The organism is Nocardioides sp. Z50_6 (assembly GCF_058215755.1).
The window spans coordinates 954,817-981,405 of record NZ_JBZAJB010000001.1 but is presented as its reverse complement, the minus strand read 5'-3'; the positions used below and the strand labels follow the sequence as shown (position 1 = coordinate 981,405).

Genomic DNA, 26,589 nt, shown 5'->3' with positions numbered 1-26,589 from the left:
TCCTTGCCGGTCTGCTTCTCGCCCTCGGCGATCGTGGGGACGCCGGCGGTGCCGGTGGTGGGGAACGGCAGGTCGGTTGTGGTGGGGGTGGCGGTCATCGCAGTGCCTCCTCGGCCTGGCGGTCGTCGGCGGGGGCGGGCGGCGCGACACCGAGGTCGGCGAGGGCCTCCAGCAGGATGCCCTCCATCTCCTCGGCGCCGAACGGCATGCCGCGCACGTTGGTGCGGGACTCGGCGTCGACCAGGAACTCGCCGCGCAGCAGCAGCGAGAGCTGGCCCAGGTTCATCTCCGGCACCACGACCTTGTCGTAGCGGGCCAGGATCTCGCCGAGGTTGCGCGGGAACGGGTTGAGGTGGCGCAGGTGGACCTGGGCGACGTCGAGCCCGCGCTCGCGCACCCGGCGGACGCCGGCGCCGATCGGCCCGTAGGTGGAGCCCCAGCCGATCACCAGCAGCCGGGCCGGGCGCCCGTCGGCGGCACCGGGGTCGTCGACCTCGAGGTCGGGGATCGCCCGGGCGATGCCGTCGATCTTGGCCTGGCGGATCCGGACCATGTGGTCGTGGTTGGCCGGGTCGTAGGAGATGTTGCCGTGCCCGTCGGCCTTCTCCAGACCACCGATGCGGTGCTCGAGACCCGCGGTGCCCGGCGGTGCCCAGGGACGGGCCAGGGTGTCGGCGTCGCGCAGGTAGGGCCAGAAGTCGGCGACCTCGTCCCCGCTCTTGCCGACCGAGGTGTGGTTGGTCCCGGTGGCGAAGCCGGGGTCGATCTTCGCCAGGGAGGCGACCTCCGGCAGCCGCCACGGCTCCGAGCCGTTGGCCAGGTAGCCGTCGGAGAGCAGGATCACCGGGGTGCGGTAGGCGATCGCGATCCGGCACGCCTCGATGGCCGCGTCGAAGCAGTCGGCCGGCGACTGGGCAGCCACGATCGGCAGCGGCGACTCGCCGTTGCGGCCGAACATCGCCTGCAGCAGGTCGGCCTGCTCGGTCTTGGTGGGCAGCCCCGTGGACGGGCCGCCGCGCTGTACGTCGACGACGACCAGCGGCAGCTCCAGCATCACGGCCAGCCCCATGGCCTCGGACTTGAGCGAGACGCCCGGGCCGGAGGTGGTGGTGACGCCCAGGTGGCCGGCGTAGGAGGCCCCGATGGCGGCGCCGATGCCGGCGATCTCGTCCTCGGCCTGGAAGGTGGTGACGCCGAACGCCTTGTGCTTGCTCAGCTCGTGGAGGATGTCGGAGGCCGGGGTGATCGGGTAGGCGCCCAGGAAGACCGGGAGGTCGCTGAGGCGCCCGGCGGTCACCAGGCCGTAGGAGAGCGCGGTGTTGCCGGTGATGTTGCGGTAGCGCCCCGGGGCGGTCTTGGCCGGCTTGACCTCGTAGGAGACGGCGAACGCCTCGGTGGTCTCGCCGAAGTGGTAGCCGGCCTTGAAGGCGGCGATGTTGGCGTCGCGGACGGCCGGCTTGGTGGCGAACTTGGTCGAGACGTAGTCGATGGTGCCTTCGGTGGGGCGCCCGTACATCCACGACAGCAGCCCGAGGGCGAACATGTTCTTGGAACGGGCGGCGTCCTTGCGGGAGAGACCGAACTCCTTGACCGCCTCGACCGTCATCCCGGTCAGGTCCAGCGGGTGGAGCTGGAAGTCGTCCAGCGAGCCGTCGTCGAGCGGGCTCTGGGTGTAGCCGGCCTTGGTGAGGTTGCGGCCGGTGAAGTCGTGGGTGTCGACGATGATCACCGCGCCGGGACGCAGGTCGGCGATGTTGGCCTTGAGCGCGGCCGGGTTCATCGCCACCAGCACGTCGGGCCGGTCGCCCGGGGTGAGGATGTCGCGGCTGGCGAAGTGCAGCTGGAACGAGGAGACCCCGGGAATGGTGCCCTGGGGGGCGCGGATCTCGGCGGGGAAGCTGGGCAGGGTCGACAGGTCGTTGCCGAAGGCGGCCGTCTCCTGGGTGAACCGGTCGCCGGTCAGCTGCATGCCGTCCCCGGAGTCTCCGGCGAAGCGGATGACCACGCGCTCGACCTGTTCGACCGGCTTCTCGGGTGCGACTGTCATGGTGCTCCCATGCTCGTGGGGTCGGGCGGCGACACGCACGCCCTAATAGTGATAATCAATCCTACGGAATAGCCACCATTCGTCAAGTGCTGACTGGGATCGAGCGCTCCGCCGAGCGAAGCTTCTTTTCAACTATGCATATGATTGCTATGATCCTGGGACAGGATCGGCCGTCGCCTCCCGCGCGCGCCGACCGAGGTGAGGAGACTGGTCACAGTGGAGAAGCGCACCGCAAGCACCTACATCGACTCGGCGTGGGTCGACGGCGCCTCGGGCGAGTCCTACCTGTCGGTGAGCCCGTCGACCGGGCAGCCCCTGGGGGAGACGGTCACCAGCTCGGTCGAGCAGGTCGACGAGGCGGTCGCCGCGGCCAAGGCGGCCTTCCACCACGGCTCGCAGTGGCGCTCCTGGACGCCCCGGATGCGCGCCGACGCGATCAACCGCTTCGCCGACATCCTCGAGCGCGAGCTGGAGCCGATGTCCCGGCTCATCGCCTCGGAGGTCGGGACCCCGGTCGCCGCCTGCCGTGCCATGCAGGTGGGTGGCCCCATCGACGTGCTGCGCTGGTATGCCGAGATGGCCGTCAAGGGCCCGCGCGGCGGCTATGAGCAGGCGCTCCCGCACTACGGCAAGCCCGTCGCCTCGGGCAGCCTGCTCCACTACGAGCCGGTCGGTGTGGTGGCCGCCCTCTCGGCGTACAACTACCCGCTCAACCTGCTGGTGTGGAAGCTCGGCGGCGCCCTCGCCTCCGGCTGCACCACCGTCGTCCTCCCCTCGCCCCAGGGCCTGTGGAGCACGCTGCGCATCTTCGAACTGCTCGACGAGGCCGGCTTTCCGCCGGGCGTGGTCAACCTGGTCACCGGGGGTCCCGAGATCGGGGTCCACCTGACCGGCCACCCCGACGTCGACCTGGTCTCCTTCACCGGCTCCGACGCCGTGGGCGCCAAGGTGATGGCCCAGGGTGCCCTCGGCTCGCTCAGCAAGGCCGTGCTGGAGCTCGGCGGCAAGAGCCCCAACATCATCCTGCCCAGTGCGGACCTGCCGGCCACGGTCGGCGCCTCGATCCTGCGCTTCGCGCGCAACGCCGGACAGGGCTGCGCCGCCTGGAGCCGGATCCTGGTCCCCGAGGAGCGGGTCGACGAGTTCTGCCGTCTGGCCGCCGACTTCATCGAGACGGTCAAGGTCGGCGACCCGATGGAGGAGGACAGCGTCGTCGGGCCCGTCATCTCCGCGGCCCACCGCGACAAGGTCGAGGGCTGGATCGCCGAGCTGATGGAGCGCGGGGCCAGCTGGGGTGCCGGCGGCGGCCGGCCCGATGGCCTGGACAAGGGCCACTACATGAAGCCCGGGCTGCTGCGCGACGTCGACCCCGACGACCCGCTGGCCGACACCGAGTTCTTCGCCCCGGTCGGGATGATCTTCGGCTACACCGACGTCGACCACGCGATCGAGCTGGCCAACAACACCCGCTACGGGCTGGCCAGCAACGTCTTCGGCCCGCTCGACGAGGCCATCGAGGTGGCCCGCAAGATCCGGGCGGGCACGGTGACGATCAACGGCGGCTCCGGGATGCGCCCCGACGCCCCCTGGGGCGGCCCGGGTCGCAGCGGCGTCGGGCGCGAGCTCGGCGAGGACGGCTACGCGGAGTTCTTCGAGGTCAAGCACATCCAGTACGCGCTGGCCGGCATCACCCGCCCCCCGGGCACCTGAGCCCCACCGGTCCCACAGTCGAGCAGCACCCGTCCCGCGGCCGAGCGGCCCGGACGGCGGCAACGAGCAGAGGAGAGAGCATGGAATTCGGCATCCTGATGGGGGACCAGCCGGTCTCGACGCCGCCCGAGGAGCACCTCGACCTGATGCTGCGCAAGGTCGAGGCTGCCCAGAAGGCGGGCTTCACCTACCTCACCATCGGGCAGCACTACCTCTACGACGGGTTCCGCTGGCTCCAGCCGGTGCCGATGCTGGCGCGCCTGGCCGCCGAGCTGGACGACGACGTCAAGATCGGCACCACCGTGCTCGTCGGGCCGCTGCACCACCCCGTCCAGCTGGCCGAGGACCTGGCCACCCTCGACATCATCACGCGCGGCAAGCTGGTGGTCGGCATCGGCACCGGCTACCTGCCGCACGAGTACGAGGTCTTCGGCAAGCCCTACAAGCAGCGCTACTCGCTGCTCGAGGAGCTGATCGAGGTGATGACCAAGGTCTGGACCCAGGACCGCGTCACCCACCACGGCAAGTTCTTCGACATCGAGGACCGCCCCACCCACCTGCACCCCGTGCAGAAGCCGCGCCCGCCGATCTGGCTCGGCGCGATGAAGGAGATGGGCGTGCGCCGCGCCGCCCGGCACGGCGACGTCTGGACCATCACCCCGCAGCAGACCATCGAGCAGGTCGAGCAGCTCGTCGGCGCCTACCTCGACGAGCGGGCGAAGTTCGACCTGCCGCTGACCAAGTTCCCGCTGCGCCGCGAGCTGCAGCTCGGCACCGACCCCGAGGACGCGCTGCAGAAGTTCGCCGACGTGGCCCGGGTCAAGTACGTCTCCTACGCCGACCAGGGGATGGGGCTGCTGGACCGCGAGCGGGTCGAGCAGGACTTCCTGGAGAACGTCAAGGACCACGTGCTGCTCGGGAACGGCGAGCAGGTGCGCGACCAGATCCGTGACATCGCCTCGCGCCTCCCGGTCGGCCCGCTGCTGGTGCGCCCGCACTGGCCCGGGATGGACGCCGACCAGACCGCCGCCTACCTCGAGCAGGTCGGCCGCGAGGTCGTCGAGCCGCTCAAGGACCTGGAGAGCATCAGCTTCGAGGAGCTGGACGCCAAGCAGCCCGCCTGACCCGCGTCTCCGGTGCCCCTCCCTCACCGGGGACGCGCGAGGGGCCGCTCACCGTCACGGTGAGCGGCCCCCTTCTTGTTGCGGCTTGCTTTTTTGGGGCGGAGTCTTCGCGGCGGAACGCTTGGCGGCGAAGCGTCGGGCGAGGTCTCAGGTGTCGGCGGGGCGCTTGAGCATCAGGCCGGCCCGGTGCGCGACGTGCACGAGCTCGTCGCGCTGGTTGTAGCCGCGGTGCTCGAACCTCACGATGCCGGAGTCGGTGCGGCTCTTGGACTCCCGCTTGCCCAGGATCGTGGTCTCGGCCCGCAGGGTGTCGCCGTGGAAGACCGGGTTCGGGAAGTCGAACTTGGTGTAGCCCAGGTTGCCCAGGGTGGTGCCCATGGTGAGGTCGTAGACGATCATCCCGCCGATGAGTCCCGCGGTGTAGAGGCTGTTCATCAGGCGCTGGCCGTGCGGCTGGGTCGCCATGTACTCCGCGTCCAGGTGGATGGGCGCCGGGTTCATCGTGATGGACGTGAAGAGGATGTTGTCCATCTCGGTGACGGTGCGGCTCCAGGGGTGCTTGAACTCCTGGCCCTCCTCGAACTCTTCGAACCACATGCCGGGCATGGGGTCTCCTTCCTGCAGCTCTCGATGATCCGGTCAGTCTAGTGCAATGATGAACATGGTTTCTAGACCGGTGTCGCCGTGGCGCGCGGGTGGCCGGGTGCCGGGTGCATCCCGATCAGCAGCAGCATGCTCAGCGCGCTCACCCCGAAGCAGAGGCCGAAGCCGGGCACCAGGCTGCCGGTGAGGTCGGTCAGGGCGCCCATCAGGAAGGGCGCGGCCGCCCCGCCGGTGAAGGAGAAGAGCATCGCCATCGAGCTGAGCCGGGTGGCGTCCTGCGGCGACGTCGCCTCGTCCTGCACCTTGACCAGGGCCAGGCTGCTGGCGCCGCCGATGCCGAAGCCGGCCAGCAGCAGGCCGGGCAGCGCGAGGTCGCGTGGCTCCAGGGTGAGCAGGAGCAGGCCCACCGTGGCGGTGACCATGACGGTGGCGAAGACCCCGCGCCGGCCGGGGATCCGGTCGGTCAGCGGGGTCAGGGTGAGGATGGAGAAGACCTGCACGGACTGGAAGAGGACCAGGTAGAGCGCCGCGGTGCCCGACGCGATCCCGTGCTCGATGAAGAGGCTCGGCAGCCAGGCGATCACGCCGAAGCCCAGGAACATCGGGACGCTGTAGACGCCGGTGACGAACCACGCGCGCCTCTCGCGCAGCGGCAACGAGATCCGCTGCGCCGGGCCGGTCTCGCGGGGCAGCCCCGCCCCGGAGGCACGGGCGGCGAGCAGGGCGGCCACCAGCAGCAGCGCCGCCGCCCCCCACAGCCCCAGCGCGACACGCCAGCCCCCCAGCAGCTCGGTGATGGGCTGCGCGGTGCCGGCGGCCAGCGCCACGCCCAGCGCCATCGAGGTCGAGTAGACCCCGGTGGCCAGCCCGCGGAGCCGGGGGAGGTGGTGGGAGATGAACGCGGGGGTCAGCGTGGAGACCGCGCCCAGGGCGCCGCCGATGAGCCCGGCGGAGGCCACCAGCGGCACCGCCGTGTCGATCACCAGCCGGGTGAGCTCCGCGACGCCGAGGAAGCCCAGCAGGGCGATCATCGCCCGGTCCGGGCCGAGCCGGGTCGAGAGCGCGTGCCCCAGCGGCGCGCAGAGCGCCATCGCCAGGATCGGCACCGAGGTCAGCAGGCTGGCCGCGGTGGCGCTCAGCGAGAGGTCGTCGCTGATCACCGGGACCAGGGGCGGTGTCACCCCGAAGACGGCGCGGATGTTGACGCCGATCCCCACCACCAGCAGCAGCGCCACCCAGGTCCGCAGCCGACCGCCGGGCACGGTGGCGCCCGGCCCGGGCGTCGCGGCCAGGGCGGGGTCCACGCTCACTCCAGGGCGGAGAGGGGGCCGCCCACCGCCGTCCGGGCCCTCACCAGCTCCTTGCTCAGGTCGACGCCCAGCCAGGCGGTGAGGGTGCCCTCGCGGCTCCAGGTGGCGCGCAGGAGGGAGCCGTCGGCGCCCTTGTCGAGCACCAGCTCGTCCTCCAGGCCGTGGGCCCCGACGTACTGCAGCTTGCGGCCGAACTGGTCGGACCAGAAGTAGGGGACAGGGTCGTGCTCGGGACCCTGCTCCCAGTCCAGCAGGGTGGAGGCGGCCGCGGTTGCGACCATGCTCGCCTCGTCCCAGTGCTCGGTGAGCCGGTGGGTCCCGGTGTGTCGCGACCAGCGCTGGGCCACGTCGCCCAGCGCGACGACGCCAGGCACGTTGGTCCGGCAGCGGGTGTCGGTGAGGATGCCGCGCTCCAGGTCGAGCCCCGAGCCGGCCAGCCAGGTCAGGTCGGGGCGCACCCCGATGCCGGTGACCACGGCCTCGGCCGGCAGCACCGTGCCGTCCTCGAGGTGGACGCCGTCGGCCTCCACGGAGGTGACCCCGGTGGAGGTGCGCAGGTCGATCCCCTCCCACCAGGAGCGGGTGGCCCCGCCGGCCTCCTCGCCCAGGGCGCCGCCCAGCGGCTCGGGGCCGAACTCCACGCAGATGACCCGGCAGCCCGCAGCGCGGGCCGTGGTCGCCACCTCGGCGCCGATCCAGCTGGCGCCGACGATCACGATCCGGGCGCCGGGCACCAGCCGGCCCCGCAGCGCCAGGGCGTCGTCGAGGGTCCGCAGGGTGAGCTGGGGGCCGTCGCCGGGCAGCCGCAGCGGCGAGGCGCCGGTCGCGATCGCCAGCGCGTCGTAGCCGACCGCGTCGGCCCGGTCGGTGCCGGCGTCGGTCAGCACCGTCCGCGAGGCGATGTCCAGCCCGGTCGCGGTGGCGCCCAGGCGCAGGTCGACGGCGAGCTTCTCGGTGTCGAAGGGCAGCGGGGAGTCGTCCCGCTCGCCGGCCAGCACCGCCTTGGACAGCGGCGGCCGGTCGTAGGGCGGCACCTGCTCCGCGCCCAGCACCGTGATGGTGCCGCGGAACTTCTTGCGACGCAGGACCGCGCACAGGCGGGCGGCCGCCAGGCCGGCCCCGACGACGACGACCCGGCCGGTCTCGAGGTCCAGGGCGGGGTGCGCGCCGCCGGGCGCGGTGCTCACGCCCCGGTCTTGGTGTAGTGGTCGGCGAAGAGCGGCTTGTCGCCGAGCAGCCGCTCACCCGGGGTGAAGGTGACCGGGATGGTGTGGAAGCCGGCGTTGGTGCCCTGGTCGGGGTAGGCCACCACGTTGTCCATGTCGACCACGTAGTCGCCCATCCGGGCGAGCACCTGGCGGATCATCTCGCGCGCCATCGCCTTGCCCATGTGGGAGCCGGCGCAGCGGTGGATGCCGAGCCCGAAGGCGACGTGCCGGTTGGGCCAGCGGGTGATGTCGACCTCGTCGGGGTTCTCGAACTGCTCCTCGTCGCGGTTGGCCGAGCCCCACGCGAGCAGTGCGCGGTCGCCCTTGCGCACCGGGCAGCCCTGGAACTCGGTGTCCTCCATGATCGTCCGGGCCAGCGCCTGGGTGGGGGAGAAGACCCGCAGGAACTCCTCGACCGCGATGTCGACCATCGAAGGATCGTCGATGAGCCGCTGCCGCTGGTCGGGGTTCTGGTAGAGCCAGACGAGCGACTGGGTGACCAGCGAGGCGGTGGTGCCGACGCCGCCGGAGATGACCAGCTCGAGGATCGAGTAGACCTCGTCGTCGTCCATCCGCCGGCCGTCGACCTCGGAGTTGATGAAGTGCGTGGTGGCGTCGTCGCTGGGGTGCTCGCGGCGGTGGGCGATGTGCTCGCGGACCGTCCGGCTCACCCACGGGACGGCGACCTCGGCGGCGTGCACGTACTCCGGGGAGCCGGGCGCCGCGGCGACCAGGGTGTGCATCGCGTCGACGTAGTTGCTGTACTCCGACGGGTCCAGGCCGAGCCAGTCGATGGTCACCGCCGCGGGCACGCCCGCCACGATCGCCAGGTCGGCCTCGCCCTGCTCGATGATGGTGTCGATGAAGCCGGTGACGTAGTGCTTGATCACGGCGTCGAGGTTCTCCACCGCCGCGGGCGCGGTCACCTTGTTGACGGCCTTGCGGTAGGGCCGGAACTGCGGCGGGTCGAGCTCGATGGGGATGTGGAAGGCGGTCGGGGCCTTGGGGATGGTCACCGAGAGGCCGGGGCCGCCGTACTCGTCGTGGCGGCCGGAGGAGAAGATGTCGTCGTTGCGCGAGGCCTCGAAGACCCCCTGGTAGTTGGAGATCACCCAGTACCCGCCGTGCGCCTCCGTCCACGCCACCGGAGACTCCTGGCGGAGCTTGCGGTAGGCGCCCACGTGGTCCGCGGCGTGTGCTGCCGAGTGATGGTCGAAGTCGGTCACGGGGCAGCGCGGCTGGTCGGACATCAGATCAATCCTCCTTGGTGGCCAAGGGGTTCCTTGGGTGAGCAGGATCATGATAATAGTTATACCCAGCATGGAGTCAAGGGAGGCCGGTGCGAACATGGTCCCCGACCGATTCCCGGAGCCGGCACCGACGGTGCAGCCAGTCAGGAGGAGCCAGCATGAGAGTTGTCGCTGATCTCGACAAGTGTCAGGGCCACGGCCTTTGCCGCATGTCCGCCCCGGACGTCTACGACGTGACGGTCGACGAGGGCCAGGTCATCGTGAAGTTCGACGGCGAGATCCCCGAGGAGCTCGAGGACGCTGCCGCGCTCGGTGTCGACTCGTGCCCGGAGATCGCGCTGACCATCGAGGACTGAGCACCTCCGACCGAGTCGTCCCGGACTGAGTCCACACGTGCGTCGGGAGGCCCGCCGCCGTCCTGGAGGACGGTCGGCGGGCCTGCTCGCGTTCCTGCTGCTCGGCAGCGCGGTCGCGGTGCCGACGCTGCTCGGCCTGCTCTCGGTCGAGCTCACCGCCGACCTCGGCCTCGACGACGTCCGCCTCGGCCTGGTGGTCTCCGCCTTCTGGGCGGTGACCGCGGTCGCCGCCCCGCTCGCCGGGCGCTGGGTGGACGGTCGCGGCTGGCCCGCCGGCGCGTGGTGGGGTGCGCTGCTCACCGCCGGCTGCCTGGCGGCCTGCGTGCTCCTGGTCGACTCACTGCCCGCGCTGCTGGCGGTGGTCGCGCTGAGCGGGCTCGGCTACGCCTTCGCCTCGCCGACCAGCAACCTCGCGGTGATGGCGACGGTCGCCCCCGGCCGCCAGGCCTCCGTGCTGGGCCTCAAGCAGACCGCGCCCCCGCTGCTGATGACGGTGGCCGGCGCCACCCTGCCCGCCCTGGCCCACGTGCACGGGTGGCGGCCGGCGATGGCCGTCGGCCTGGTGCTGCCGCTCGCGGTGGTGGGCGGGCTGCTGCTGGCCGCCCCCGGCAGCGCCGGGGAGGCCTCCGGAGTCCACGACCCGCCCGGGTCGGCGCCGCCGGCGGATCCCCTGCGGGCGGCCCCCGTGGTGGTCGCCGCCGGTCTCGGGACCTTCGCGGTCGCCACCCTCACCGGCTTCGCGGTGCTGAGCCTGGTCTCGGCCGGGCTGCGCCCGGTGCAGGCGGCCGGCGTGGTCTCCGCGGGGAGCCTGGTGGCCGTGCTGGCCCGGGTCGCGGCCGGCTGGTGGCTCGACCGCCGTCCGCCCGACGACCTGGCTCCGCTGCTGGGCGTGATGGCCGTCGCGGTGGTCGCCCTCGCCCTGGTCGCGGTCGGCACCCTGGGGCTGGACGCCGCCTCCGGCTCCGGGGGCCCCGGGGAGGCGGGCGGTGAGGTGTGGCGCGCCCTGGTGGTCGCCGGCGTGCTGCTCAGCCTGGTCGCGGCGTGGACCTGGCCCGCGCTGCTGCTGGTCACGCTGGTCCGTCGCTCGGCGGGGGCCGGGGCCGCCAGCGGCCTGCTCCAGCTGGGCAGCGGGGTGGGGTCGGCCGTCGGCCCGATCGGCTTCGGCCTGCTCTCGGCGGCCGGCGGTCGTGGCTGGGCGTGGGCGCTGATGGCGCTCACCTCGGCCGCGGCGATGCTCCTGGTCCGCGTCGCGGCGCGGCCGCCCCGCGCTGCCGCGGCGCAGCCTCCGCTCGGGGGGTGACAGCGCAGCATCCTTAGTGATAATAGTGATAAGGAAATCTTGTGAGCCGGGACACGTGAGCCTGAGCCACCCGAGAGCAGGAGGAAGCATGGACTTCGCCGTGGACGAGACGCACGAGTCCATCAGGCAGGCGGTGCGAGCCATGTGCGCCCGGTTCGACGACGACTACTGGATGCAGCAGGACGACAAGCACGAGTTCCCCTGGGACTTCTACAACGCCGTGGCCGAAGCCGGCTGGCTCGGGCTGAGCATCCCGGAGGAGTACGGCGGGGGCGGCCTCGGCGTCCAGGAGGCGGCCGTCGTGGAGCGCGAGATCTCCGCCTCGGGGGCCGGCATGGCCGGCTGCTCGGCGGTCCACATCGGCATCTTCGGCTTCGAGCCCCTGATCCGCCACGGCAGCGAGAGCCTCAAGAAGCGCTTCCTGCCCCGCGCGGTCTCCGGCGAGCTGCACGTCTCCTTCGCGGTCACCGAGCCCGACGCCGGCACCGACACGCTCAACCTGCAGACCTCGGCCCGCAAGGTCGACGGCGGCTGGCTCGTCTCGGGCAAGAAGGTCTGGATCACCAAGGCCCAGGAGGCGGAGCGGATGTTCCTCCTGGTCCGCACCTCCCCGCGCGAGGGCAAGGCGCACCGCGGCCTGACCCTGATGTTCGCCACCCTCGACCCCGAGGCCGTGACCATCCGCGAGATCCCCAAGCTGGGACGGCACGCGGTCGACACCAACGAGCTCTTCATCGACGACCTCTTCGTCGCCGACGAGGACGTCATCGGCGAGGTCGGCGAGGGCTTCAAGGTGATCCTGAGCGGCCTCAACGCCGAGCGGGTGATCTCGGCCAACGCGGCGCTGGGCCTCGGTGAGGCCGCGCTGCGCCGCGCCGTCGCCTACGCCAACGAGCGGATCGTCTTCGGCCGGCCGATCGGGCAGAACCAGCTGATCGCCGGCCAGCTCGCCGAGGCCCGGATCCGCCTCGACGCGGCCACCGCCATCTGCGACAAGGCGGCCTGGATGGTCGACAACGACATCCCCTGCGGCCGGGAGGCCAACATGGCCAAGTTCCTGGCCAGCGAGGCCGGCTTCAACGCCGCCGACGTGGCGATCAACGTGCACGGCGGCTACGGCTACGCGAAGGAGTACCACGTCGAGCGGTACTTCCGGGAGTCGCGCCTCAACCGGATCGCCCCGATCAGCCAGGAGATGGTCCTCAACTACGTCGCCGAGCACGTGCTCGGGCTGCCCAGGTCCTACTGATGCCCGGGGTCGGGGGCGCCGACGGTCTCGAGGGGCTGCTGCTCCAGCGCGAGGCCGAGCGGCTGCTCCACGCCTACCAGCGGCTCGTCGACGCCAAGGACGTCGACGGGCTGGGCGAGCTGGTGACCCGCGACGTGCTGCTCGCCCGCAAGGGCGAGGAGACCCGCGGTCGCGAGGCGTTCCTCGACCTCTACCGCCGGTTCGCGGCCTCGGACGTCGAGGTGGCCCAGCACATGGCCACCAACGTCGAGGTCTCCCCGCTCGGCACCGGTGCCTACGACCCGGTCCGGTTCGACGCCACCTTCTGGGTGGTCACCACCCACGCCTCCGGCGAGGCCCGGATGGTCTGGGGCCGCTACCGCGACGACATGGTGCGCGACGGCGGGCGGTGGCTGATCAGCGCCAAGCGGATCCAGGTCAAGGGCACGGCGTTCGTCGACCCGGCGGCGCTGGCGCCGACGTCGATGGAGTCGTTCGGTCCGCGCCCCGACCGACCCTCACACGGCCGACCCTGACCCGACCGACGCCCGAGGCAGCCGACACCGAGGAGAAGGAGACAGACATGACGACCACCGAGGAGAGGCTGCGCCGGCTCGAGGACAGGCAGGCGATCGCGGACCTCGTGCACCTCTACGGGTTCGTGATGGACGAGCGAGACCTGCAGGGGCTGGAGAGCCTCTTCACCGCCGACGCCCACCTGACCTCGGCGGACGGGGTCTTCGACGCCCGCGGCCTCGAGACGATCGCCCAGACCTACCAGGGGCGCTACGACTCCCTGGGCGCCACCCACCACTTCATGCACTCGGTGCTCACCCGCTTCGACGAGTCGGACCCCGACCGGGCCACCGGGCTGGTCAGCGGGCACGCCGAGCTGGTGCGTGAGGGGGAGACCATGTGGGTCGCGCTGCGCTACCACGACGTCTACCGGCGTACCGAGCGCGGCTGGCGGATCGCCGAGCGGCAGCTGGGCTACATGTACTACCTGCCCGCCTCGGAGTACGTCGAGACGATGAAGAGCGACCGGCGCACCCTGGTCTACGGCGATCCGCGGCCCGCCGACTGGCCCTCGGTCCTCCACGGTGGCGACCTCGGTTGGCTGCGTTCCTTCTACACCGACGAGGTGGGCGCATGAGCGGCCAGAGCACGGACCAGACCGCCGACCGGACCACCGGCCAGGCCTTCGAGGAGACCTTCGACGTCGTCGTGCTCGGCAGCGGCTGCGCCGGGATGATGTCGGCGCTCAGCGCCGCCGACCGGGGCGTCGAGGTGGCGCTGCTGGAGAAGGCCGACGTGCTCGGCGGCACCACCGCGCTCTCCAGCGGGGTCGCCTGGCTGCCGGCCAACAAGTACCAGGCCGAGCACGGCGTGGTCGACTCCGAGGCCGACGGCCGAGACTACCTCTCGGCGCTCTCCCACGGACTCATCCGCCCCGAGATGGCCGAGGCCTTCGTCTCGACCGTCAAGGAGATGCTCGACTGGGTCGAGGACCGCACCCCGCTGCGGATGCGCCTGGTCCCGGGCTATCCCGACTACCACCCCGAGCACCCCGGCGGGATGCCGGGCGGCGGCCGCTCGACCGAGCCCGAGCTCTTCTCCTTCCACGAGCTGGGGGAGTGGGCGGACCGCTTCCTGGGCTTCCCGCGCTCGATGTACGTCGGCGAGACGCCGGTCGGCGGCGGCACCGGCTTCCTCGAGCCCGCGGAGGAGTCCCGCCGCACCGAGCAGGCGCTCGAGGGCCTGGGCCGAGGGCTGCTCGGGGCGCTGCTGAAGGGCCTGCTCGACCGCGACGTCGCGGTGCGGACCTCGGCCGACGCCGTCCGGCTGGTCACCGACTCCGGTCGGGTCACCGGGGTGGAGCTGGCCGACGGCCGCAGGATCGGCGCGCGTCGCGGGGTGGTGCTGGCCACCGGGGGCTTCGAGCGCGACGAGCAGCTGGCCCGCGCGTTCCTGCGCGGCCCGCTCAGCCACTCGCCAGGCGCCCCGACCAACACCGGCGACGGGCTGCGGATGGCCATGCGCGTCGGCGCCCAGCTCGGCGTGATGCGCGAGGCGTGGTGGGTCCCGGTCGTCACGATCCCCGGGTTCGAGGGGGAGCAGTACGCCAACCACGGCATCCAGCTGCTGCAGCGCGAGCGCACCCTGCCCCGCACGATCATGGTCAACGCGGACGGGCGGCGGTTCACCAACGAGGCCGCCAACTACAACGCGCTGGGCGCGGCCTTCCACGTCTTCCACCCGACCCGCTTCGAGTACGAGAACCAGCCTGCCTGGGCGGTCTTCGACCAGGGCTACGTCGAGATGTACGGCGGCTACGGCATCCCCGCCGGCGGCGAGATGCCGGACTGGATGACCCGGGCCGACACCGTGGCCGAGCTGGCCGTCGAGATCGGCGTCCCCGCCAGGGAGCTGGAGGCCACGGTCGCCCGGTGGAACGAGCTGTGCGCCCAGGGCCGCGACACCGACCACGGTCGCGGGGAGTCGGCGTACGACGGGTGGTGCGGCGACCGCAGCCACTACCCGGGGACCGCCGCCACCCTGGGTCCCATCGACCGCGGCCCGTTCTATGCCGCGCCGGTCCACTCGAGCTCGCTCGGCACCAAGGGCGGCCCGCTGACGACGCCCGACTGCGAGGTCGTCGACGTCGACGGCGACCCGATCCCCGGCCTCTACGCGGTGGGCAACGCGATGGCCGCGCCGACCGGGATGGTCTACGGCGGCGCGGGCGGCACCCTCGGGCCGGCGATGGTCTTCGGGTACCGCTGCGGGCGCGCCGTCGCGGGGGAGTGAGCGCTCCACCCTCTTGTCGGCCCTGATGTGATCTGAGACACTTTTACCAATTCATGATTACGGATATCAGGATTGGAGTCTCGGGCCCATGACAACGACCGACGAGAGGGTGGCACCCGACCTGGGTGCCCTCACCGGAGCGTGGCTGGAGCAGTTCCGGGCGATGCTGGCGGAGGGTGTCGGCGCCGCCGTGCCGCAGCTCTTCCACGCCGACGGGTGGTGGCGCGACCTGCTCGCCCTCACCTGGGACCTGCGCACCGCCCACGGCCACGACGCCCTGGCGGCCAGGATCGAGGAGCTGCCCGCAGGACCGGTGACGCTGAGGCTCACCGACGCCCCCGCCCTGGTCGAGGCGGGAGCCGAGCCCTGGGTCCAGGCCAGCTTCGCCCTGGAGACCCCGCTCGTCCGCGGGCGAGGGGTGCTGCGCCTGGTGGAGCGCGACGGCGCCTGGGGGGCGTGGACCCTGCTGACCGCCGCCGACGAGCTGGTGGGCCACGAGGAGCTCACCGGCACCAGGCGGCCGCTCGGCGGCGCGCAGGGCGCCGACCGGATGGCGCGCAGCTGGTCGGAGACCCGCCGGCGCCAGGAGGAGTTCGCCGACGGTGAGCCGGCCGTGCTCGTGGTCGGCGCCGGGCACGGCGGCCTGGGACTGGCCGCCCGGCTGGGCTGCCTCGGGGTGCCCACCCTGGTGGTCGACCGCGGCGAGCGGGTCGGCGACGGGTGGCGCAACCGCTACGACTCGCTCGTGCTGCACGACCCGGTCTGGTACGACCACCTGCCCTACCTCCCCTTCCCGCCCAGCTGGCCGGTCTACACGCCCAAGGACAAGCTGGCCGACTGGCTCGAGTCCTACGCCCGGATCATGGAGCTCAACGTCTGGACCGGCACCGAGCTGGTGGAGAGCACGCACCGGGGCGCCGACGGCTGGGAGGTGACGCTGCGGCGCGCCGACGGCACGGTGCGCACCGTGCGACCCCGGCACCTCGTGCTGGCCACCGGGGTCAGCGGCACCGAGCCCAACCTGCCCGACCTGCCGGGCGCCGAGGAGTTCACCGGGCTCGCCTGCCACTCCAAGGACTTCCCCCGCGGCGCCGACTTCGCCGGACGTCGCGCGGTGGTGGTCGGGAGCTGCAACAGCGGCCACGACATCGCCCAGGAGCTCCACGAGAAGGGCGCCGCGGTGACGATGGTGCAGCGCTCGCCCACCTACGTGGTCAGCGTCGCCGGCTCGGGTCTCGCGATGGCCGGCATGTACGACGAGAGCGGGCCGCCGACCGAGACGGCCGACCTGCTCGGTGCCTCCTTCCCCTTCAACTGCGCGCCGGAGATGCACCAGGCCACCACCGCCGCGATGGCCGAGCACGACAAGGAGATGCTGGCGGGCCTGGAGCAGGCCGGCTTCCTCACCTCCTCCGGGATCAACGGCACCGGCGCGCTCCAGCTCTTCCTGCAGCGCGGCGGCGGCTACTACATCAACGTCGGCTGCTCGGAGCTGATCGCCGCGGGCGAGGTCGCGGTCCGCTCCGGGGTCGGCGTACGCCACTTCACCCCCGAGGGCCTCGAGCTCGACGACGGCACCGTGCTGGAGGCCGACGTGGTCGTCTTCGCCACCGGCTACAAGGGGATGCTCGAGACCGCCCGCCGGCTGCTCGGCGACGAGGTCGCCGACCGCTGCGGTCCCGTCTGGGGCCTCGACGCGGAGGGCGAGCTCCAAGGCGTGTGGCGCCGCTCGGGACAGGAGGGCCTCTGGTTCATGGGCGGCAACCTCGCGATGGCCCGCTTCTACGGCAAGTTCCTCGCGCTGCAGATCAAGGCAGACCACGAGGGGCTCCTCGAGCCCCGCACCCTCTCGGAAGGCAGGACCGCATGACCGACAGCACCACCACGACCTCCCCCCAGCAGGGGGCCGGACCCCTGGCCGGCAAAGTCGCCCTGATCACCGGCGCCGCGCGCGGCCAGGGCCGCAGCCACGCGCTGCGCCTGGTGCGCGACGGGGCGGCGATCATCGCCGTCGACCTCTGCGACCACATCGGCAGCCTCGACGGGTTCTACGACCTGGCCACTCCCGACGACCTCGCCGAGACGGTGCGTCAGGTCGAGGCGGCGGGCGGGCGCATCCACGCCGCCCAGGCCGACGTGCGCGACATCGACGCGCTGACCGCGGCCGTGGACGCCGGGGTCGCCGCGCTCGGCAGCCTCGACGTCGTGGTGGCCAACGCGGGCATCTTCACCTTCGGCGAGGCGACCCACGAGGTGAGCGCCGACGCGTGGCGCGAGCTGATGGACGTCAACGTGACCGGCGTCTGGCACACCTACAAGGCGGCGGCGCCACACCTGCTGGCGGCCGGCCCCGGTGGCTCGGTCATCATCATCGCCTCGCTGGCCGGCTTCAAGGGCCTGGCCAACGTGGCGGCGTACACCACCACCAAGCACGCGATCGTCGGGCTGATGAAGGTGCTGGCCAACGAGCTCGGGCCGCACGGCATCCGGGTCAACACCATCCACCCCAACTCCATCGACACCGACATGGTGAAGAACAGCCGGACCTACCGGCTCTTCCGCCCCGACCTGGAGGAGCCCCGGGCAGAGGACGCCGAGGCGGCGTTCGCCGGGCTCAACCCGATGGGCAAGGCGTGGATCGAGCCCGAGCACGTCTCGCACGCGGTGGCCTGGCTGGCCGGGCCGGAGTCGTACTACGTCTCGGGCGGGCAGATCCCGGTCGACGGGGGCGCGTCGGTGCAGTGACCCGCGCCAGGCGCGGGTGAGCGGGCGTGGCGGAGAATTTTCTCAAGTTGCGGCGGCGCGTGGTGGACATCACGTTCTAACCATGCGCACAATATGCACGAATCGCTTTTCTCTGTGCTGGTGCGACGCCGCGCCCGCTCTCACCAAGGAGTCACCATGACTGACCGCGCCGCTCTCGAGAACCTCGCCAACCGCTACTCCCTGGCCTACGACACCGCCGATCTCGAGACGATGGAGTCGGTCTTCACCGAGGACGCCACCTTCTCGATGATCATCGCGGGCGGTGACAAGATCTCCTTCGGGCCCCGCGACGCGATCATGAAGCTGATGCGCGACTCGATGTCCTCGCAGACCGACCAGCGCCGGCACGTCAACACCAACCTGATCGTCGAGGGCACCGAGGACGGCGTGACCAGGACCAAGCACTACCTCACCCTGATCGCCACCGAGAACGACCAGACCAACCTGCTGTCCGCGGGGGTCTACTCCTCCGAGATCGTGGAGGAGGGCGGCAGCCTGCGCTTCCGCACGCTCCACCTGGACCTCGACAAGGCCTACTGAGCCATCTGCCGCCGCCTGCCGATCTCGGAAGACTCCCCGGAGGACCTGCATGAACCAAGGACTCATCCCTGCCAAGTGGGCGCGCATGACCCCCCACCGGCAGGCCATCTACGACGCCGCCGACGACCGGCGCGTCACCTGGCGCGACTTCGACGAGCTCGTCCGCCGGATGGCCAACGGCCTGCTGGCCCTCGGTCTCACCAAGGGCGACAAGGTCGCGATGCTCTCGCGCAACTGCGTGGAGTTCCAGGCGCTCTACTTCGCCGCCGGCCGGGTCGGCCTGGTCACCCAACCGCTCAACTGGCGGCTGGCCACCCCGGCGCTGGTCGGCGTGGTCCGCGACGCCGGTCCCCGGGTGCTGATCACCCAGGGCGAGTTCGCCGAGGTGGCGACCGCCGTGGAGCGTGAGGTCGACCTGGTCGCCTCCCTCTCCTTCGGCCCCGGCTCGGACGGCAGCCTCGACGAGCTGATCGCCCGGTCGTCGGACGAGGAGCCCGCGCAGAGCGACCAGGTGGGGGAGGACGACCCGTTCTTCCTGCTCTACACCGGTGGCACCACGGGCGACTCCAAGGGCGCCCTGCACACCCACCGCAGCGCCGCGGCCGGCATGCTCAACCAGACGGTCGCGGAGCGGATCGTGCCGACCGACGTCTACATGCTGACCGGGCAGATGTACCACATCCCGATCGTGCTGGCGATGAACTACCTCAAGCACGGCTGCCCGCTGGTGCTGATGAACTTCGCGCCCAAGCTCGCCCTCGACCTGATCGAGAACGAGAAGGTCTCGGCGTTCCTCGGCGTCACCACGATGCTCAACTGGATGATGGCGGAGCCCAACTTCGCGCAGTACGACCTCTCCAGCCTGCGCAACATCCAGTACGGCGGCGGGCCGATGCCGTCCAACATCGTCCGGCAGGCGCTCGACTCCTTCCCGTGCACCCTGATCCAGGGCTACGGGCAGACCGAGGGCACCACGATGACGTTCCTCTCCCAGGAGGACCACCTCGACGCCATCAACGGGATCCACCCCGAGCGGCTCAAGTCGTGCGGCCGCGAGGGCTTCGTGACCAGCGTCCGGGTCGTCGACCTCGACGGCAACGACGTGCCCCAGGACGGGAAGACCCCCGGCCAGATCATCGTCAAGAGCCCGGCCAACATGGTCGGCTACCTCAACCGCCCCGACCTCACCGCGCAGACCCTGCGCGACGGCTGGATGTGGACCGGCGACGTGGCCACCTGGGACGAGGACCGCTACGTCTTCATCGTCGACCGCGCCAAGGACATGATCATCTCGGGCGGGGAGAACATCTACTCCGTCCAGGTCGAGGAGGCCATCGCCTCCCACCCGGCCGTGCTCGAGTGCGCCGTGATCGGCGTGCCCGACGAGGAGTGGGGCGAGACGGTCAAGGGGTTCGTGGTCCTCAAGCCGGGCGCGGAGGCGACCGAGCAGGAGATCATCGAGCAGGCCAAGAAGCACCTGGCGAGCTACCAGAAGCCGCGGTCGGTCGACTTCGTCGTCGAGCTGCCCAAGGCGCCCACCGGCAAGATCCTCAAGCGCGAGCTGCGCAAGCCGTTCTGGGAGGACCAGGATCGCAATGTCTGAGCCGGGAGGCTACGAGGACAGGGTCGGTCGCGAGTTCCCGGGGGGCGAGTACACGCTCGCCCCCTGGCGGGCCTGGCTGGTGGCCGACACCCTGCTCGACGACCCGTGGGACGAGGTGCCCCACCCGGTGCTGGCCTGGATGGCGGGCGTCGCCGGGATGGGGATGACCTGGGACGACCTCTTCGGGTGGTTCGAAGCCACCGCCGCGGACGGCCCGATGTTCGGCGAGCACCACACCACGCTGCACCGCCCCCTGGAGACCGGCGCGACCTACCAGGTCTCCGGGCGGGTGGTCTCGGTCGACCGCAAGGTCGGCCGGCGTGCCGGTGCCATGGACGTCGTCGGCTACGAGCTCGACCTGCACCGCGGCGGCGACCACGTGGCCCGCTGCTACAACTCGATCGTCTTCCCGAGGAGGTCGGCATGAGCGCGCCTGACGACGTGAGCGTCGGCACCACGATCCCCGCGCTCGAGCTCACCGTCGACCCGGAGAAGATGAAGGTGATGGCCGCGCTGCTGGCCGACCCCAACCCGATCCACTTCGACACCCGCGCGCTGGCCGCGCTGGGCATGGACGAGCGGCCGGTCAACCAGGGCCCGCTCAACATGGGCTACCTGCAGACCATGCTGGCCCGCTGGGCCGGCGGGCGCGACCGCCTGCTCACCTTCCGGGTGCGCTTCCAGGGCAACGTCCTGGCCGGCGACCGGGTGCGGGCCACCGGCACCGTCACCGCGGTCGAGGAGACCGAGCGTGGCCGGGTGGCCACCGCTGACATCAGCCTGGAGGTCGTCGGCGGCGCCGTCGTGCTCTCCGGGACCGCCGACGTGCTCCTGGAGGAGACCCGATGACGACGCTGACCCACGAGCCCGCCAAGGGCCGCCTCGCCTTCCAGCTGGCCTACGGCGACACCGACACGGTGGGCATCGCCTACTTCGACATCTACTACCGCTGGATGGAGCGCTGCTACTCCACGTGGCTCTACTCCCACGGGATCCGCAGCGGCCAGATGGCCGACGACCTCGGCGTCGTCACCGTCGGCATCAGCTCGGGCTGCCGCTACGTCGACACCGTCGAGGTCTTCGACGAGATCGTCTGCCAGGCCGTCGCCGAGCGGATCGGCAGCAGCTCCTACGCGGTGGGCTTCGAGTTCACCCGCGGTGACCAGCTGGTGACCAAGGGCCAGATGGTCTTCGCCTCGCGAAACCCCGCGGACTTCTCCAAGGCGCAGATCCCCGAGCGGCTGCGCAAGGTCCTCGGGGAGCTGCCGGCGCCCCGCTTCGAGGTCCAGGTGTGAGCGGGGCTGCCGGGGCCGACCCCCGGGTCCAGGGCCTCCTGGACCGCGAGGAGGTGCGCGACCTGGTGGCCCGCTACGCGTTGTGCGTCGACGACCACGACCTCGACGCGCTGCAGCAGATGTTCCACCCCGACGCGGTCTTCGATCGCGACGGTCACCTCGCCACGGGCTGGCCGGAGATCGCGGAGACCCTGGGCGCGTCGATGCGCGGCTTCCGGCGGATGGTGCACACCCCGCACGCCGTGGTGGTCCAGACCGCCGGCCCGGACGAGGCGGTCGGCAGCTCCAGCGGCCACGCCGAGCTCGTCACCAGCCGGGGCGTGCTGCTGGCCGCCTACCGCTACGCCGACCGGTACGCCCGCCACGAGGGTCGCTGGGTCTTCACCCGCCGCGAGGTGCGGTTCCTCTACGCGGCCTCCGCGCTCGACTACGCCGCGACCCTGCCCGAGGTGGACCGGGTCCGCTTCCCGGGGGAGCCGGCCCGCACCAGCGCGGTCGTCCCGGTCGGGGACGGGCATCTGCGCTCCACCCCCTAACGAGTCAAATGATTCGCAGGGATATTGACACAACAGTGATCATGATATTCACTCATCCTTAGGACCTGTGACGCAGACCACTGTCACCTGGACAAGGAGTGTTCCCGATGACCGACAGCCCCACTACCGTGGCCGCCTCCTCCGACGGTGCGCAGGTGCCCGTCCTGGTCGTGGGCGCGGGCCTGTCCGGTCTCTCCACCGCGCTGACCTGCGCGCTCCACGGCCGCCCGGCCCTGGTGCTCGAGGCCGCCGACCTGGTCGGCGGCGCGGCCGCCTACTCCGGCGGCCAGGTGTGGTGCGGCGACAACCACGTGGCCCGGCGCGAGGGCATCGAGGGCGACTCCAAGGCGCTGACCGAGACCTACATCCGCGACGTCGCCTCCCACCTGGCGCCCGAGGTGCTCGACGAGAAGGCGCTGTTGCGCTGGATCGACGTCTCGCCCGCCGCGATGGAGTACTTCGAGGAGAACGGCGCCATCCGCTGGACCGTCATCCCGGGTCTCGCCGACTACCACAACGAGGCGGACGGGGCGCTGCCCCAGGGGCGTTACCTGACCAACGAGGTCATCGACGGCTCGGTGCTCGGGCCGTGGCGCGAGAAGCTGCGCTACAGCCCCTACTTCCCGGTCGGCACGACCTACCGCGACCTGCTGGAGAAGGGCCGCCGGGCGACGTACGTCGACGACGCCGGCGAGGAGCAGAGCGCGACCAAGCAGTCGCACGCCGGGCTGCCCGCCTTCGGCCTCTCCGACGGCACCGAGTTCGAGCGGGCCACCGACGCCGACCCGCTCACCTACGGCACCGGCGTGGTCGCCGGCTTCCTGGCGCGCGTGGTTGCCCACGAGCTGGTGGAGATCCGCACCGAGCACCGGGTCGTCGAGCTGATCACCGAGGACGGCGCCGTCGTCGGCCTCCGGGCCGAGACCCCCGACGGGACCGTGGAGCTGCGCGGCCCGGTGGTGCTGGCCACCAGCACCTACGACTGGGACCCCGAGCTGGTCCACGAGATCCTCGGCCTCACCGAGGAGGACTGGGGCTCGGTCGCCCCCGAGACGCTGCGCGGCGACGGCATCAAGCTGGCCCGCCAGGTCGGCGGCGAGATCGCCCGGATCCCCGCCAACGCGACGCCGATCCTTCCCGGATGGCGCTCGCAGGTCGGCACCGGCTTCGGCTACGGCCCGGAGTACGCGATGCCGCACTCGATGATCGTCGACCGGCACGGCAACCGCTACTGCAACGACTCCTACTGGGTCGACATCTGCCGCCGCACGCTCGACCCCGACGACACCCACCTGCCGTTCTTCCTGGTCTGGGACGACCAGCACCGGATCAAGTACGGCCTGGCCGCGACCCCGCCCGGCGGCGACTACCCCGAGGGCTGGGTGACCTCGGCCGACACGCTGGAGGAGCTCGGCGACAAGCTCGGCATCGACGGCGAGCAGCTGACCCGGACCGCCGAGCGGTTCAGCCAGTACGCCGACAAGGGCGAGGACCCCGACTGGGGCCGCGGCACCGTGGACTACGTCAACAAGTTCGCCGGCGACCCGGAGAACAAGCCCAGCCCCGTGCTCGGGCCCATCGTCCAGGCTCCCTTCCACGGCATCCGGCTGCGTTTCGTCGGCACCGGGATCGGCACCTCGGGCGTCCGCATCGACGGCGACGGACACGTCCTCGCCGAGGACGGAGAGCCGGTCCCCGGTCTCTACGCCGCCGGGTCGGTGGCGGCGCTGACCACCACCGGCACCGCCTACAACTCGGGAATCGCGCTCGGGCGCGGACTGACGCTGGCATACCTGGTCGGTCGTGAACTGTCGGGCGACCCGGTCGCCTGACACCCAAGAGTCCTCCGCTTCCGCGGCGGGACCTGCAACCTAACGAACAGTGGAGGAACGATGGGTAGAGGAGCGCAGATGCGCAAGGCGCTGCTGGCAGGCCTGGCCATGGCGACGGTGTTCGGCACCGCCGCGTGCGGAGACGGTGGTGGTGGCGGCAGCGCCAGTGGCGACGGCGGCGTCGCCGACACGATCAAGATCGCCCAGGTGCAGGACCAGACCGGCACCGTGGCCTACGCCGGCCTGGGTGCCTCGGAGGGTGCCGAGCTCGCGATCGAGGAGATCGAGGAGCAGGGCTTCCTCGGCGACGGCGTGACCATCGAGCTGGAGAAGTACGACACCGCCGGTGAGATCGAGCGGGCGTCGAGCGAGATGAGCAAGGCCATGGGCGACCGCGACGTCTCCGCGATCATGGGCCCGGTCTCCACCCAGCAGGCCGCCACGGTCTCGCCCCTGGTGGGCCGCCAGAAGGTGCCGACCGTCTTCACCCAGGCGGGTGGCGAGGGCGTCGTGACCAACGACTACACCTTCCGCGTCACCCCGCCGATGGAGTCCTACTACGCCTCGGTGATGGACTTCCTGGAGGAGGAGGGCGTCAAGACCGTCTCGGTCCTCTACAACGCCACCTTCCCGACGTTCGCCCTGCTCGGCGAGGACGACGTCCCGGCGATGGCCGAGGAGCGGGGCATGGAGATCGTGCAGTCGCTGCCGGTCCAGATGACCACGCAGGACTTCTCCGGCCAGGCCCAGCAGGTCGCCAAGGAGGGCGCGGACGCGCTCGTCATGCTGCTCATCGCCCCCCAGTCGGTGACCGCGCTCGGCCAGCTCAACGACGCCGGCTACGACGGACAGATCGTGGCCACCTCGGTCCAGGCCGCCGGCAACATCGAGGCCGCCGGCGACAACGCCAACGGCCTGGTCTACCCGGTGCCGTTCTCGGTCGCCATGGAGGACAAGGCGTCCGACGCCTTCGCCAAGGCCTTCCAGGCCAAGTTCGACAAGGAGGCCACGCCGTACGCCGCTGACGGCTACGACGCCATCTGGTGGATCGCGCGGGCCATCAAGGCCTCGGGCGACTCCTCCCGCGAGGGGATCCGCGAGGGTCTCGCCGAGATCGCCGCCGACGGCTACAGCGGCGCGATGGGCGAGGTGACCTTCGACGGGAACGACGCCCGGATCGACGGCACCCTCGTGCGCTGGCAGGACGGCAAGGAGACGCTCGTCAAGTGAGGGTGACCGGGGTGTGGTCCGCGAGGACCGCACCCCGGTGACTCCGTCCCGTCAACACCGAGAGGAACCCCCGTGCAAGATCTGCTGAACGCAGCGACGCTGGGCTCGATCTACCTGTTGTTCGCGCTGGGCATGGCCTTGGTCTGGGGGACCATCGGCATCCTCAACTTCGCCCACGGCGCGACCTTCATGTTCTCGGCCTTCGTCGGCCACCTGGTCAGCCGGGAGACCGAGCTGCCCTTCCTGGGCGTGATCGCGATCGCCGTGCTGACCGGCGCGATCATCTCCTCGCTGACCATGCTGCTCGCCTTCCAACCGATCCTGAAGCGCTCCAAGAACCAGCACGCCGCCGAGATGCGGATCCTGATCGGCGGCATCGGCGTCGCCGCCATCCCGCTGGCGCTCGCCCAGCGCGAGACGCGCTCGAGCCCCTTCGGCTTCACGAGCAGCTACAGGGCCGAGGTCTTCGAGGTCTTCGGCCTCCGGCTGACCACCACGTCGGCCATCATCATCGTCGCCGGCCTCGCCATGGGGATCGGCCTCACCCTCTGGCTGCGCAGGTCCCGCCAGGGCCTGGCGCTGCGCGCGATCGGCGTCGACGCCGAGACCGCCGCCGGCATGGGGGTCAACCGCACCGTCCTGGCCTTCGGCACCATGGCCGTCGCCGGGGCGATGGCCGGCCTGGCCGGGGCGCTGCTCACCTTCCAGCTCGGCGCCATCGCGCCGGAGACCGGTGACCAGCTGATCATCAAGGCCTTCGCGGTCATCGTGCTCGGCGGCCTGGGGTCGATGGCGGGCACCGTCATCGGCGCCTACGTGCTGGCCGGCGCGGAGACCTTCGTGCTCTACATGAACTGGGGGACCTGGGTCGACGCGGTCTCCTTCGGCCTCATCTTCCTGATCCTGCTCGCTCGCCCCCAGGGGCTCCTCGGCCGCAAGGAGGTGCGACGCACATGAGCGACTGGTACTACATGAACGTCGTCCTGATCCAGACGACGCTGACCACGCTGCTGCTGGCGCTGAGCATCCAGGTGCCGCTGCGCTTCGGGGTCTTCTCCTTCGCCGGGGTCGGCGCCTTCGGCGTCGGCGGCTACGGCGCCGCGATGACGATGGTCCACCTGGAGTGGTCGACCTGGCCGTCGGTGGCCGTCGGCGCGCTGGCCGCCGCCCTGGTGGTCTTCGTCCTGGGCCTGGTGGTGCGACGCCTCACCGGCCTCTACATGGGCATGGCGACCATCGCCTTCACCCTCATCGTCTCGGTCGTCGCGGTCAACGGCGGCGACCTGACCGGTGGGGCCGGCGGCCTCTACGGGGCGCTGGGCGAGATCAGCATGATCCAGATCGTGCTGGTGGCCCTCGCGGTCGTCGCGGTCCTGGTCTGGACCGAGGCCCGCGGCCTCGGCCGGCGGATCGACACGGTCCGTGAGGACCCCGAGCTCGCCCAGGCGCTGGGCATCGACGTCAACCGCTACCGGCTGATGTCCTTCGCCCTCTCGGGGCTGATCGGCGGCCTGGCCGGTGCGATCACCACCCTGCTGCGCTCGACCATCACCCCGGCCGAGGTCAACTTCCACCTGGTGATCGTGGCGCTGACCGCGATCGTGGTGGGCGGCGCCCGGTCGTGGGTCGGCGCGCTGATCGGGGCCGTCATCTTCGTGTGGCTGCCCACCTGGCTCTCGTTCGTCCAGGAGTGGGAGAAGGTCGCCTACGGCTTCATCGTCGCCGCCGCCGCGATCTACCTGCCCAACGGCGTGCTCGGCGTGATCAAGAACGCCTGGCACCGCTTCCGCACCCGAGAGGAGCGCGCCCGCGTGGCCGCCCTCCTGCAAGAGAAGAGCTGAGG

Annotated in this window: 25 protein-coding genes; 20 read left to right on the top strand and 5 right to left on the bottom strand. The window is 71.4% G+C overall.

What is annotated here, in order from left to right; all coding sequences use genetic code 11:
• Positions 1 to 94 precede the first annotated feature (94 nt).
• Complete coding sequence (locus tag AC4BGE_RS04695) at positions 95 to 2,047, bottom strand: 2-oxoacid:acceptor oxidoreductase subunit alpha (RefSeq protein ID WP_490574516.1); 1,953 nt, start codon at positions 2,045 to 2,047, stop codon at positions 95 to 97.
• A gap of 216 nt (positions 2,048 to 2,263) precedes the next feature.
• On the opposite strand from AC4BGE_RS04695, the gene AC4BGE_RS04690 reads away from it, so the two are divergent.
• Both AC4BGE_RS04690 and AC4BGE_RS04685 read left to right on the top strand, forming a co-directional pair.
• Positions 2,264 to 3,757 (top strand): aldehyde dehydrogenase family protein, encoded by a 1,494-nt coding sequence (locus AC4BGE_RS04690; RefSeq protein ID WP_490574515.1) that lies wholly within the window; start codon positions 2,264 to 2,266, stop codon positions 3,755 to 3,757.
• Positions 3,758 to 3,837: 80 nt separating this feature from the next.
• Positions 3,838 to 4,881: an LLM class flavin-dependent oxidoreductase gene (locus AC4BGE_RS04685; protein ID WP_490571210.1), complete on the top strand. Its 1,044-nt coding sequence runs from the start codon at positions 3,838 to 3,840 to the stop codon at positions 4,879 to 4,881.
• A 147-nt stretch (positions 4,882 to 5,028) separates the two neighbouring features.
• Here AC4BGE_RS04685 and AC4BGE_RS04680 read toward each other — a convergent pair whose 3' ends face one another.
• The 4 genes from AC4BGE_RS04680 to AC4BGE_RS04665 all read right to left on the bottom strand — a co-directional run bounded on the left by AC4BGE_RS04680 (position 5,029) and on the right by AC4BGE_RS04665 (position 9,252).
• Complete coding sequence (locus tag AC4BGE_RS04680) at positions 5,029 to 5,487, bottom strand: MaoC family dehydratase (protein ID WP_490574514.1); 459 nt, start codon at positions 5,485 to 5,487, stop codon at positions 5,029 to 5,031.
• A 62-nt stretch (positions 5,488 to 5,549) separates the two neighbouring features.
• Positions 5,550 to 6,794 carry an MFS transporter gene (locus AC4BGE_RS04675; protein ID WP_490574513.1) on the bottom strand — a complete coding sequence of 415 codons (1,245 nt, stop codon included), beginning with the start codon at positions 6,792 to 6,794 and terminating at the stop codon, positions 5,550 to 5,552.
• Positions 6,791 to 7,981 carry an NAD(P)/FAD-dependent oxidoreductase gene (locus tag AC4BGE_RS04670; protein WP_490574512.1) on the bottom strand — a complete coding sequence of 397 codons (1,191 nt, stop codon included), beginning with the start codon at positions 7,979 to 7,981 and terminating at the stop codon, positions 6,791 to 6,793. The genes AC4BGE_RS04675 and AC4BGE_RS04670 overlap by 4 nt, the downstream gene beginning before the upstream one ends.
• Positions 7,978 to 9,252, bottom strand: a complete 1,275-nt coding sequence (locus AC4BGE_RS04665; protein ID WP_490574511.1) for a cytochrome P450 — start codon at positions 9,250 to 9,252, stop codon at positions 7,978 to 7,980. The genes AC4BGE_RS04670 and AC4BGE_RS04665 overlap by 4 nt, the downstream gene beginning before the upstream one ends.
• A 158-nt stretch (positions 9,253 to 9,410) precedes the next feature.
• On the opposite strand from AC4BGE_RS04665, the gene AC4BGE_RS04660 reads away from it, so the two are divergent.
• The 18 genes from AC4BGE_RS04660 (at position 9,411) to AC4BGE_RS04575 (ending at position 26,587) form a co-directional block, all read left to right on the top strand.
• Positions 9,411 to 9,608, top strand: coding sequence for a ferredoxin (locus tag AC4BGE_RS04660; RefSeq protein WP_489963889.1), 198 nt, complete (start codon positions 9,411 to 9,413; stop codon positions 9,606 to 9,608).
• A gap of 37 nt (positions 9,609 to 9,645) precedes the next feature.
• Entirely contained in the window at positions 9,646 to 10,908 is a 1,263-nt protein-coding gene (locus AC4BGE_RS04655; RefSeq protein WP_490574510.1) for an MFS transporter, read from the top strand.
• 88 nt (positions 10,909 to 10,996) lie between these two features.
• Positions 10,997 to 12,157 carry an acyl-CoA dehydrogenase family protein gene (locus AC4BGE_RS04650; RefSeq protein ID WP_490571203.1) on the top strand — a complete coding sequence of 387 codons (1,161 nt, stop codon included), beginning with the start codon at positions 10,997 to 10,999 and terminating at the stop codon, positions 12,155 to 12,157.
• Positions 12,157 to 12,672, top strand: coding sequence for a nuclear transport factor 2 family protein (locus AC4BGE_RS04645; protein WP_490574509.1), 516 nt, complete (start codon positions 12,157 to 12,159; stop codon positions 12,670 to 12,672). Before AC4BGE_RS04650 ends, AC4BGE_RS04645 begins: the two co-directional genes overlap by 1 nt.
• 47 nt (positions 12,673 to 12,719) lie before the next feature.
• On the top strand, positions 12,720 to 13,289 hold the full coding sequence (locus AC4BGE_RS04640; RefSeq protein ID WP_490574508.1) for a nuclear transport factor 2 family protein: 570 nt from the start codon (positions 12,720 to 12,722) through the stop codon (positions 13,287 to 13,289).
• On the top strand, positions 13,286 to 14,944 hold the full coding sequence (locus tag AC4BGE_RS04635) for an FAD-dependent oxidoreductase (protein WP_490574507.1): 1,659 nt from the start codon (positions 13,286 to 13,288) through the stop codon (positions 14,942 to 14,944). The genes AC4BGE_RS04640 and AC4BGE_RS04635 overlap by 4 nt, the downstream gene beginning before the upstream one ends.
• Before the next feature lie 88 nt (positions 14,945 to 15,032).
• Positions 15,033 to 16,814, top strand: a complete 1,782-nt coding sequence (locus AC4BGE_RS04630; RefSeq protein WP_490574506.1) for a flavin-containing monooxygenase — start codon at positions 15,033 to 15,035, stop codon at positions 16,812 to 16,814.
• Positions 16,811 to 17,689: a mycofactocin-coupled SDR family oxidoreductase gene (locus tag AC4BGE_RS04625; RefSeq protein WP_490571198.1), complete on the top strand. Its 879-nt coding sequence runs from the start codon at positions 16,811 to 16,813 to the stop codon at positions 17,687 to 17,689. Before AC4BGE_RS04630 ends, AC4BGE_RS04625 begins: the two co-directional genes overlap by 4 nt.
• A 156-nt stretch (positions 17,690 to 17,845) precedes the next feature.
• Positions 17,846 to 18,250 (top strand): nuclear transport factor 2 family protein, encoded by a 405-nt coding sequence (locus AC4BGE_RS04620; RefSeq protein ID WP_490574505.1) that lies wholly within the window; start codon positions 17,846 to 17,848, stop codon positions 18,248 to 18,250.
• An 85-nt stretch (positions 18,251 to 18,335) separates the two neighbouring features.
• Positions 18,336 to 19,853 (top strand): AMP-binding protein, encoded by a 1,518-nt coding sequence (locus tag AC4BGE_RS04615; RefSeq protein WP_490574504.1) that lies wholly within the window; start codon positions 18,336 to 18,338, stop codon positions 19,851 to 19,853.
• Positions 19,846 to 20,280: a hypothetical protein gene (locus AC4BGE_RS04610; RefSeq protein ID WP_490571194.1), complete on the top strand. Its 435-nt coding sequence runs from the start codon at positions 19,846 to 19,848 to the stop codon at positions 20,278 to 20,280. Before AC4BGE_RS04615 ends, AC4BGE_RS04610 begins: the two co-directional genes overlap by 8 nt.
• Entirely contained in the window at positions 20,277 to 20,702 is a 426-nt protein-coding gene (locus AC4BGE_RS04605) for a MaoC family dehydratase (protein ID WP_490571193.1), read from the top strand. Before AC4BGE_RS04610 ends, AC4BGE_RS04605 begins: the two co-directional genes overlap by 4 nt.
• A complete protein-coding gene (locus AC4BGE_RS04600; protein ID WP_490574503.1) occupies positions 20,699 to 21,148 on the top strand; it encodes an acyl-CoA thioesterase in 450 nt (149 codons plus the stop codon). The genes AC4BGE_RS04605 and AC4BGE_RS04600 overlap by 4 nt, the downstream gene beginning before the upstream one ends.
• Complete coding sequence (locus AC4BGE_RS04595; RefSeq protein WP_490574502.1) at positions 21,145 to 21,684, top strand: nuclear transport factor 2 family protein; 540 nt, start codon at positions 21,145 to 21,147, stop codon at positions 21,682 to 21,684. The genes AC4BGE_RS04600 and AC4BGE_RS04595 overlap by 4 nt, the downstream gene beginning before the upstream one ends.
• Before the next feature lie 107 nt (positions 21,685 to 21,791).
• Positions 21,792 to 23,516 (top strand): FAD-dependent oxidoreductase, encoded by a 1,725-nt coding sequence (locus AC4BGE_RS04590; protein WP_490574501.1) that lies wholly within the window; start codon positions 21,792 to 21,794, stop codon positions 23,514 to 23,516.
• A gap of 78 nt (positions 23,517 to 23,594) precedes the next feature.
• A complete protein-coding gene (locus AC4BGE_RS04585) occupies positions 23,595 to 24,746 on the top strand; it encodes an ABC transporter substrate-binding protein (RefSeq protein WP_490574500.1) in 1,152 nt (383 codons plus the stop codon).
• 72 nt (positions 24,747 to 24,818) lie between these two features.
• Positions 24,819 to 25,703 carry a branched-chain amino acid ABC transporter permease gene (locus tag AC4BGE_RS04580; protein ID WP_490574499.1) on the top strand — a complete coding sequence of 295 codons (885 nt, stop codon included), beginning with the start codon at positions 24,819 to 24,821 and terminating at the stop codon, positions 25,701 to 25,703.
• Complete coding sequence (locus AC4BGE_RS04575) at positions 25,700 to 26,587, top strand: branched-chain amino acid ABC transporter permease (RefSeq protein ID WP_490571187.1); 888 nt, start codon at positions 25,700 to 25,702, stop codon at positions 26,585 to 26,587. Before AC4BGE_RS04580 ends, AC4BGE_RS04575 begins: the two co-directional genes overlap by 4 nt.
• The last annotated feature ends 2 nt before the right edge of the window (positions 26,588 to 26,589 follow it).

Excerpts from the sequence above, each read along its gene's own strand:
- AC4BGE_RS04695 (WP_490574516.1), bottom strand. The coding sequence starts at position 2,047 with ATGACAGTCGCACCCGAGAAGCCGGTCGAACAGGTCGAGCGCGTGGTC.
- AC4BGE_RS04685 (WP_490571210.1), top strand. The coding sequence starts at position 3,838 with ATGGAATTCGGCATCCTGATGGGGGACCAGCCGGTCTCGACGCCGCCC.
- AC4BGE_RS04680 (WP_490574514.1), bottom strand. The coding sequence starts at position 5,487 with ATGCCCGGCATGTGGTTCGAAGAGTTCGAGGAGGGCCAGGAGTTCAAG.
- AC4BGE_RS04665 (WP_490574511.1), bottom strand. The coding sequence starts at position 9,252 with ATGTCCGACCAGCCGCGCTGCCCCGTGACCGACTTCGACCATCACTCG.
- AC4BGE_RS04660 (WP_489963889.1), top strand. The coding sequence starts at position 9,411 with ATGAGAGTTGTCGCTGATCTCGACAAGTGTCAGGGCCACGGCCTTTGC.
- AC4BGE_RS04650 (WP_490571203.1), top strand. The coding sequence starts at position 10,997 with ATGGACTTCGCCGTGGACGAGACGCACGAGTCCATCAGGCAGGCGGTG.
- AC4BGE_RS04645 (WP_490574509.1), top strand. The coding sequence starts at position 12,157 with ATGCCCGGGGTCGGGGGCGCCGACGGTCTCGAGGGGCTGCTGCTCCAG.
- AC4BGE_RS04640 (WP_490574508.1), top strand. The coding sequence starts at position 12,720 with ATGACGACCACCGAGGAGAGGCTGCGCCGGCTCGAGGACAGGCAGGCG.
- AC4BGE_RS04635 (WP_490574507.1), top strand. The coding sequence starts at position 13,286 with ATGAGCGGCCAGAGCACGGACCAGACCGCCGACCGGACCACCGGCCAG.
- AC4BGE_RS04630 (WP_490574506.1), top strand. The coding sequence starts at position 15,033 with ATGACAACGACCGACGAGAGGGTGGCACCCGACCTGGGTGCCCTCACC.
- AC4BGE_RS04625 (WP_490571198.1), top strand. The coding sequence starts at position 16,811 with ATGACCGACAGCACCACCACGACCTCCCCCCAGCAGGGGGCCGGACCC.
- AC4BGE_RS04620 (WP_490574505.1), top strand. The coding sequence starts at position 17,846 with ATGACTGACCGCGCCGCTCTCGAGAACCTCGCCAACCGCTACTCCCTG.
- AC4BGE_RS04615 (WP_490574504.1), top strand. The coding sequence starts at position 18,336 with ATGACCCCCCACCGGCAGGCCATCTACGACGCCGCCGACGACCGGCGC.
- AC4BGE_RS04610 (WP_490571194.1), top strand. The coding sequence starts at position 19,846 with ATGTCTGAGCCGGGAGGCTACGAGGACAGGGTCGGTCGCGAGTTCCCG.
- AC4BGE_RS04605 (WP_490571193.1), top strand. The coding sequence starts at position 20,277 with ATGAGCGCGCCTGACGACGTGAGCGTCGGCACCACGATCCCCGCGCTC.
- AC4BGE_RS04600 (WP_490574503.1), top strand. The coding sequence starts at position 20,699 with ATGACGACGCTGACCCACGAGCCCGCCAAGGGCCGCCTCGCCTTCCAG.
- AC4BGE_RS04590 (WP_490574501.1), top strand. The coding sequence starts at position 21,792 with ATGACCGACAGCCCCACTACCGTGGCCGCCTCCTCCGACGGTGCGCAG.
- AC4BGE_RS04585 (WP_490574500.1), top strand. The coding sequence starts at position 23,595 with ATGCGCAAGGCGCTGCTGGCAGGCCTGGCCATGGCGACGGTGTTCGGC.
- AC4BGE_RS04575 (WP_490571187.1), top strand. The coding sequence starts at position 25,700 with ATGAGCGACTGGTACTACATGAACGTCGTCCTGATCCAGACGACGCTG.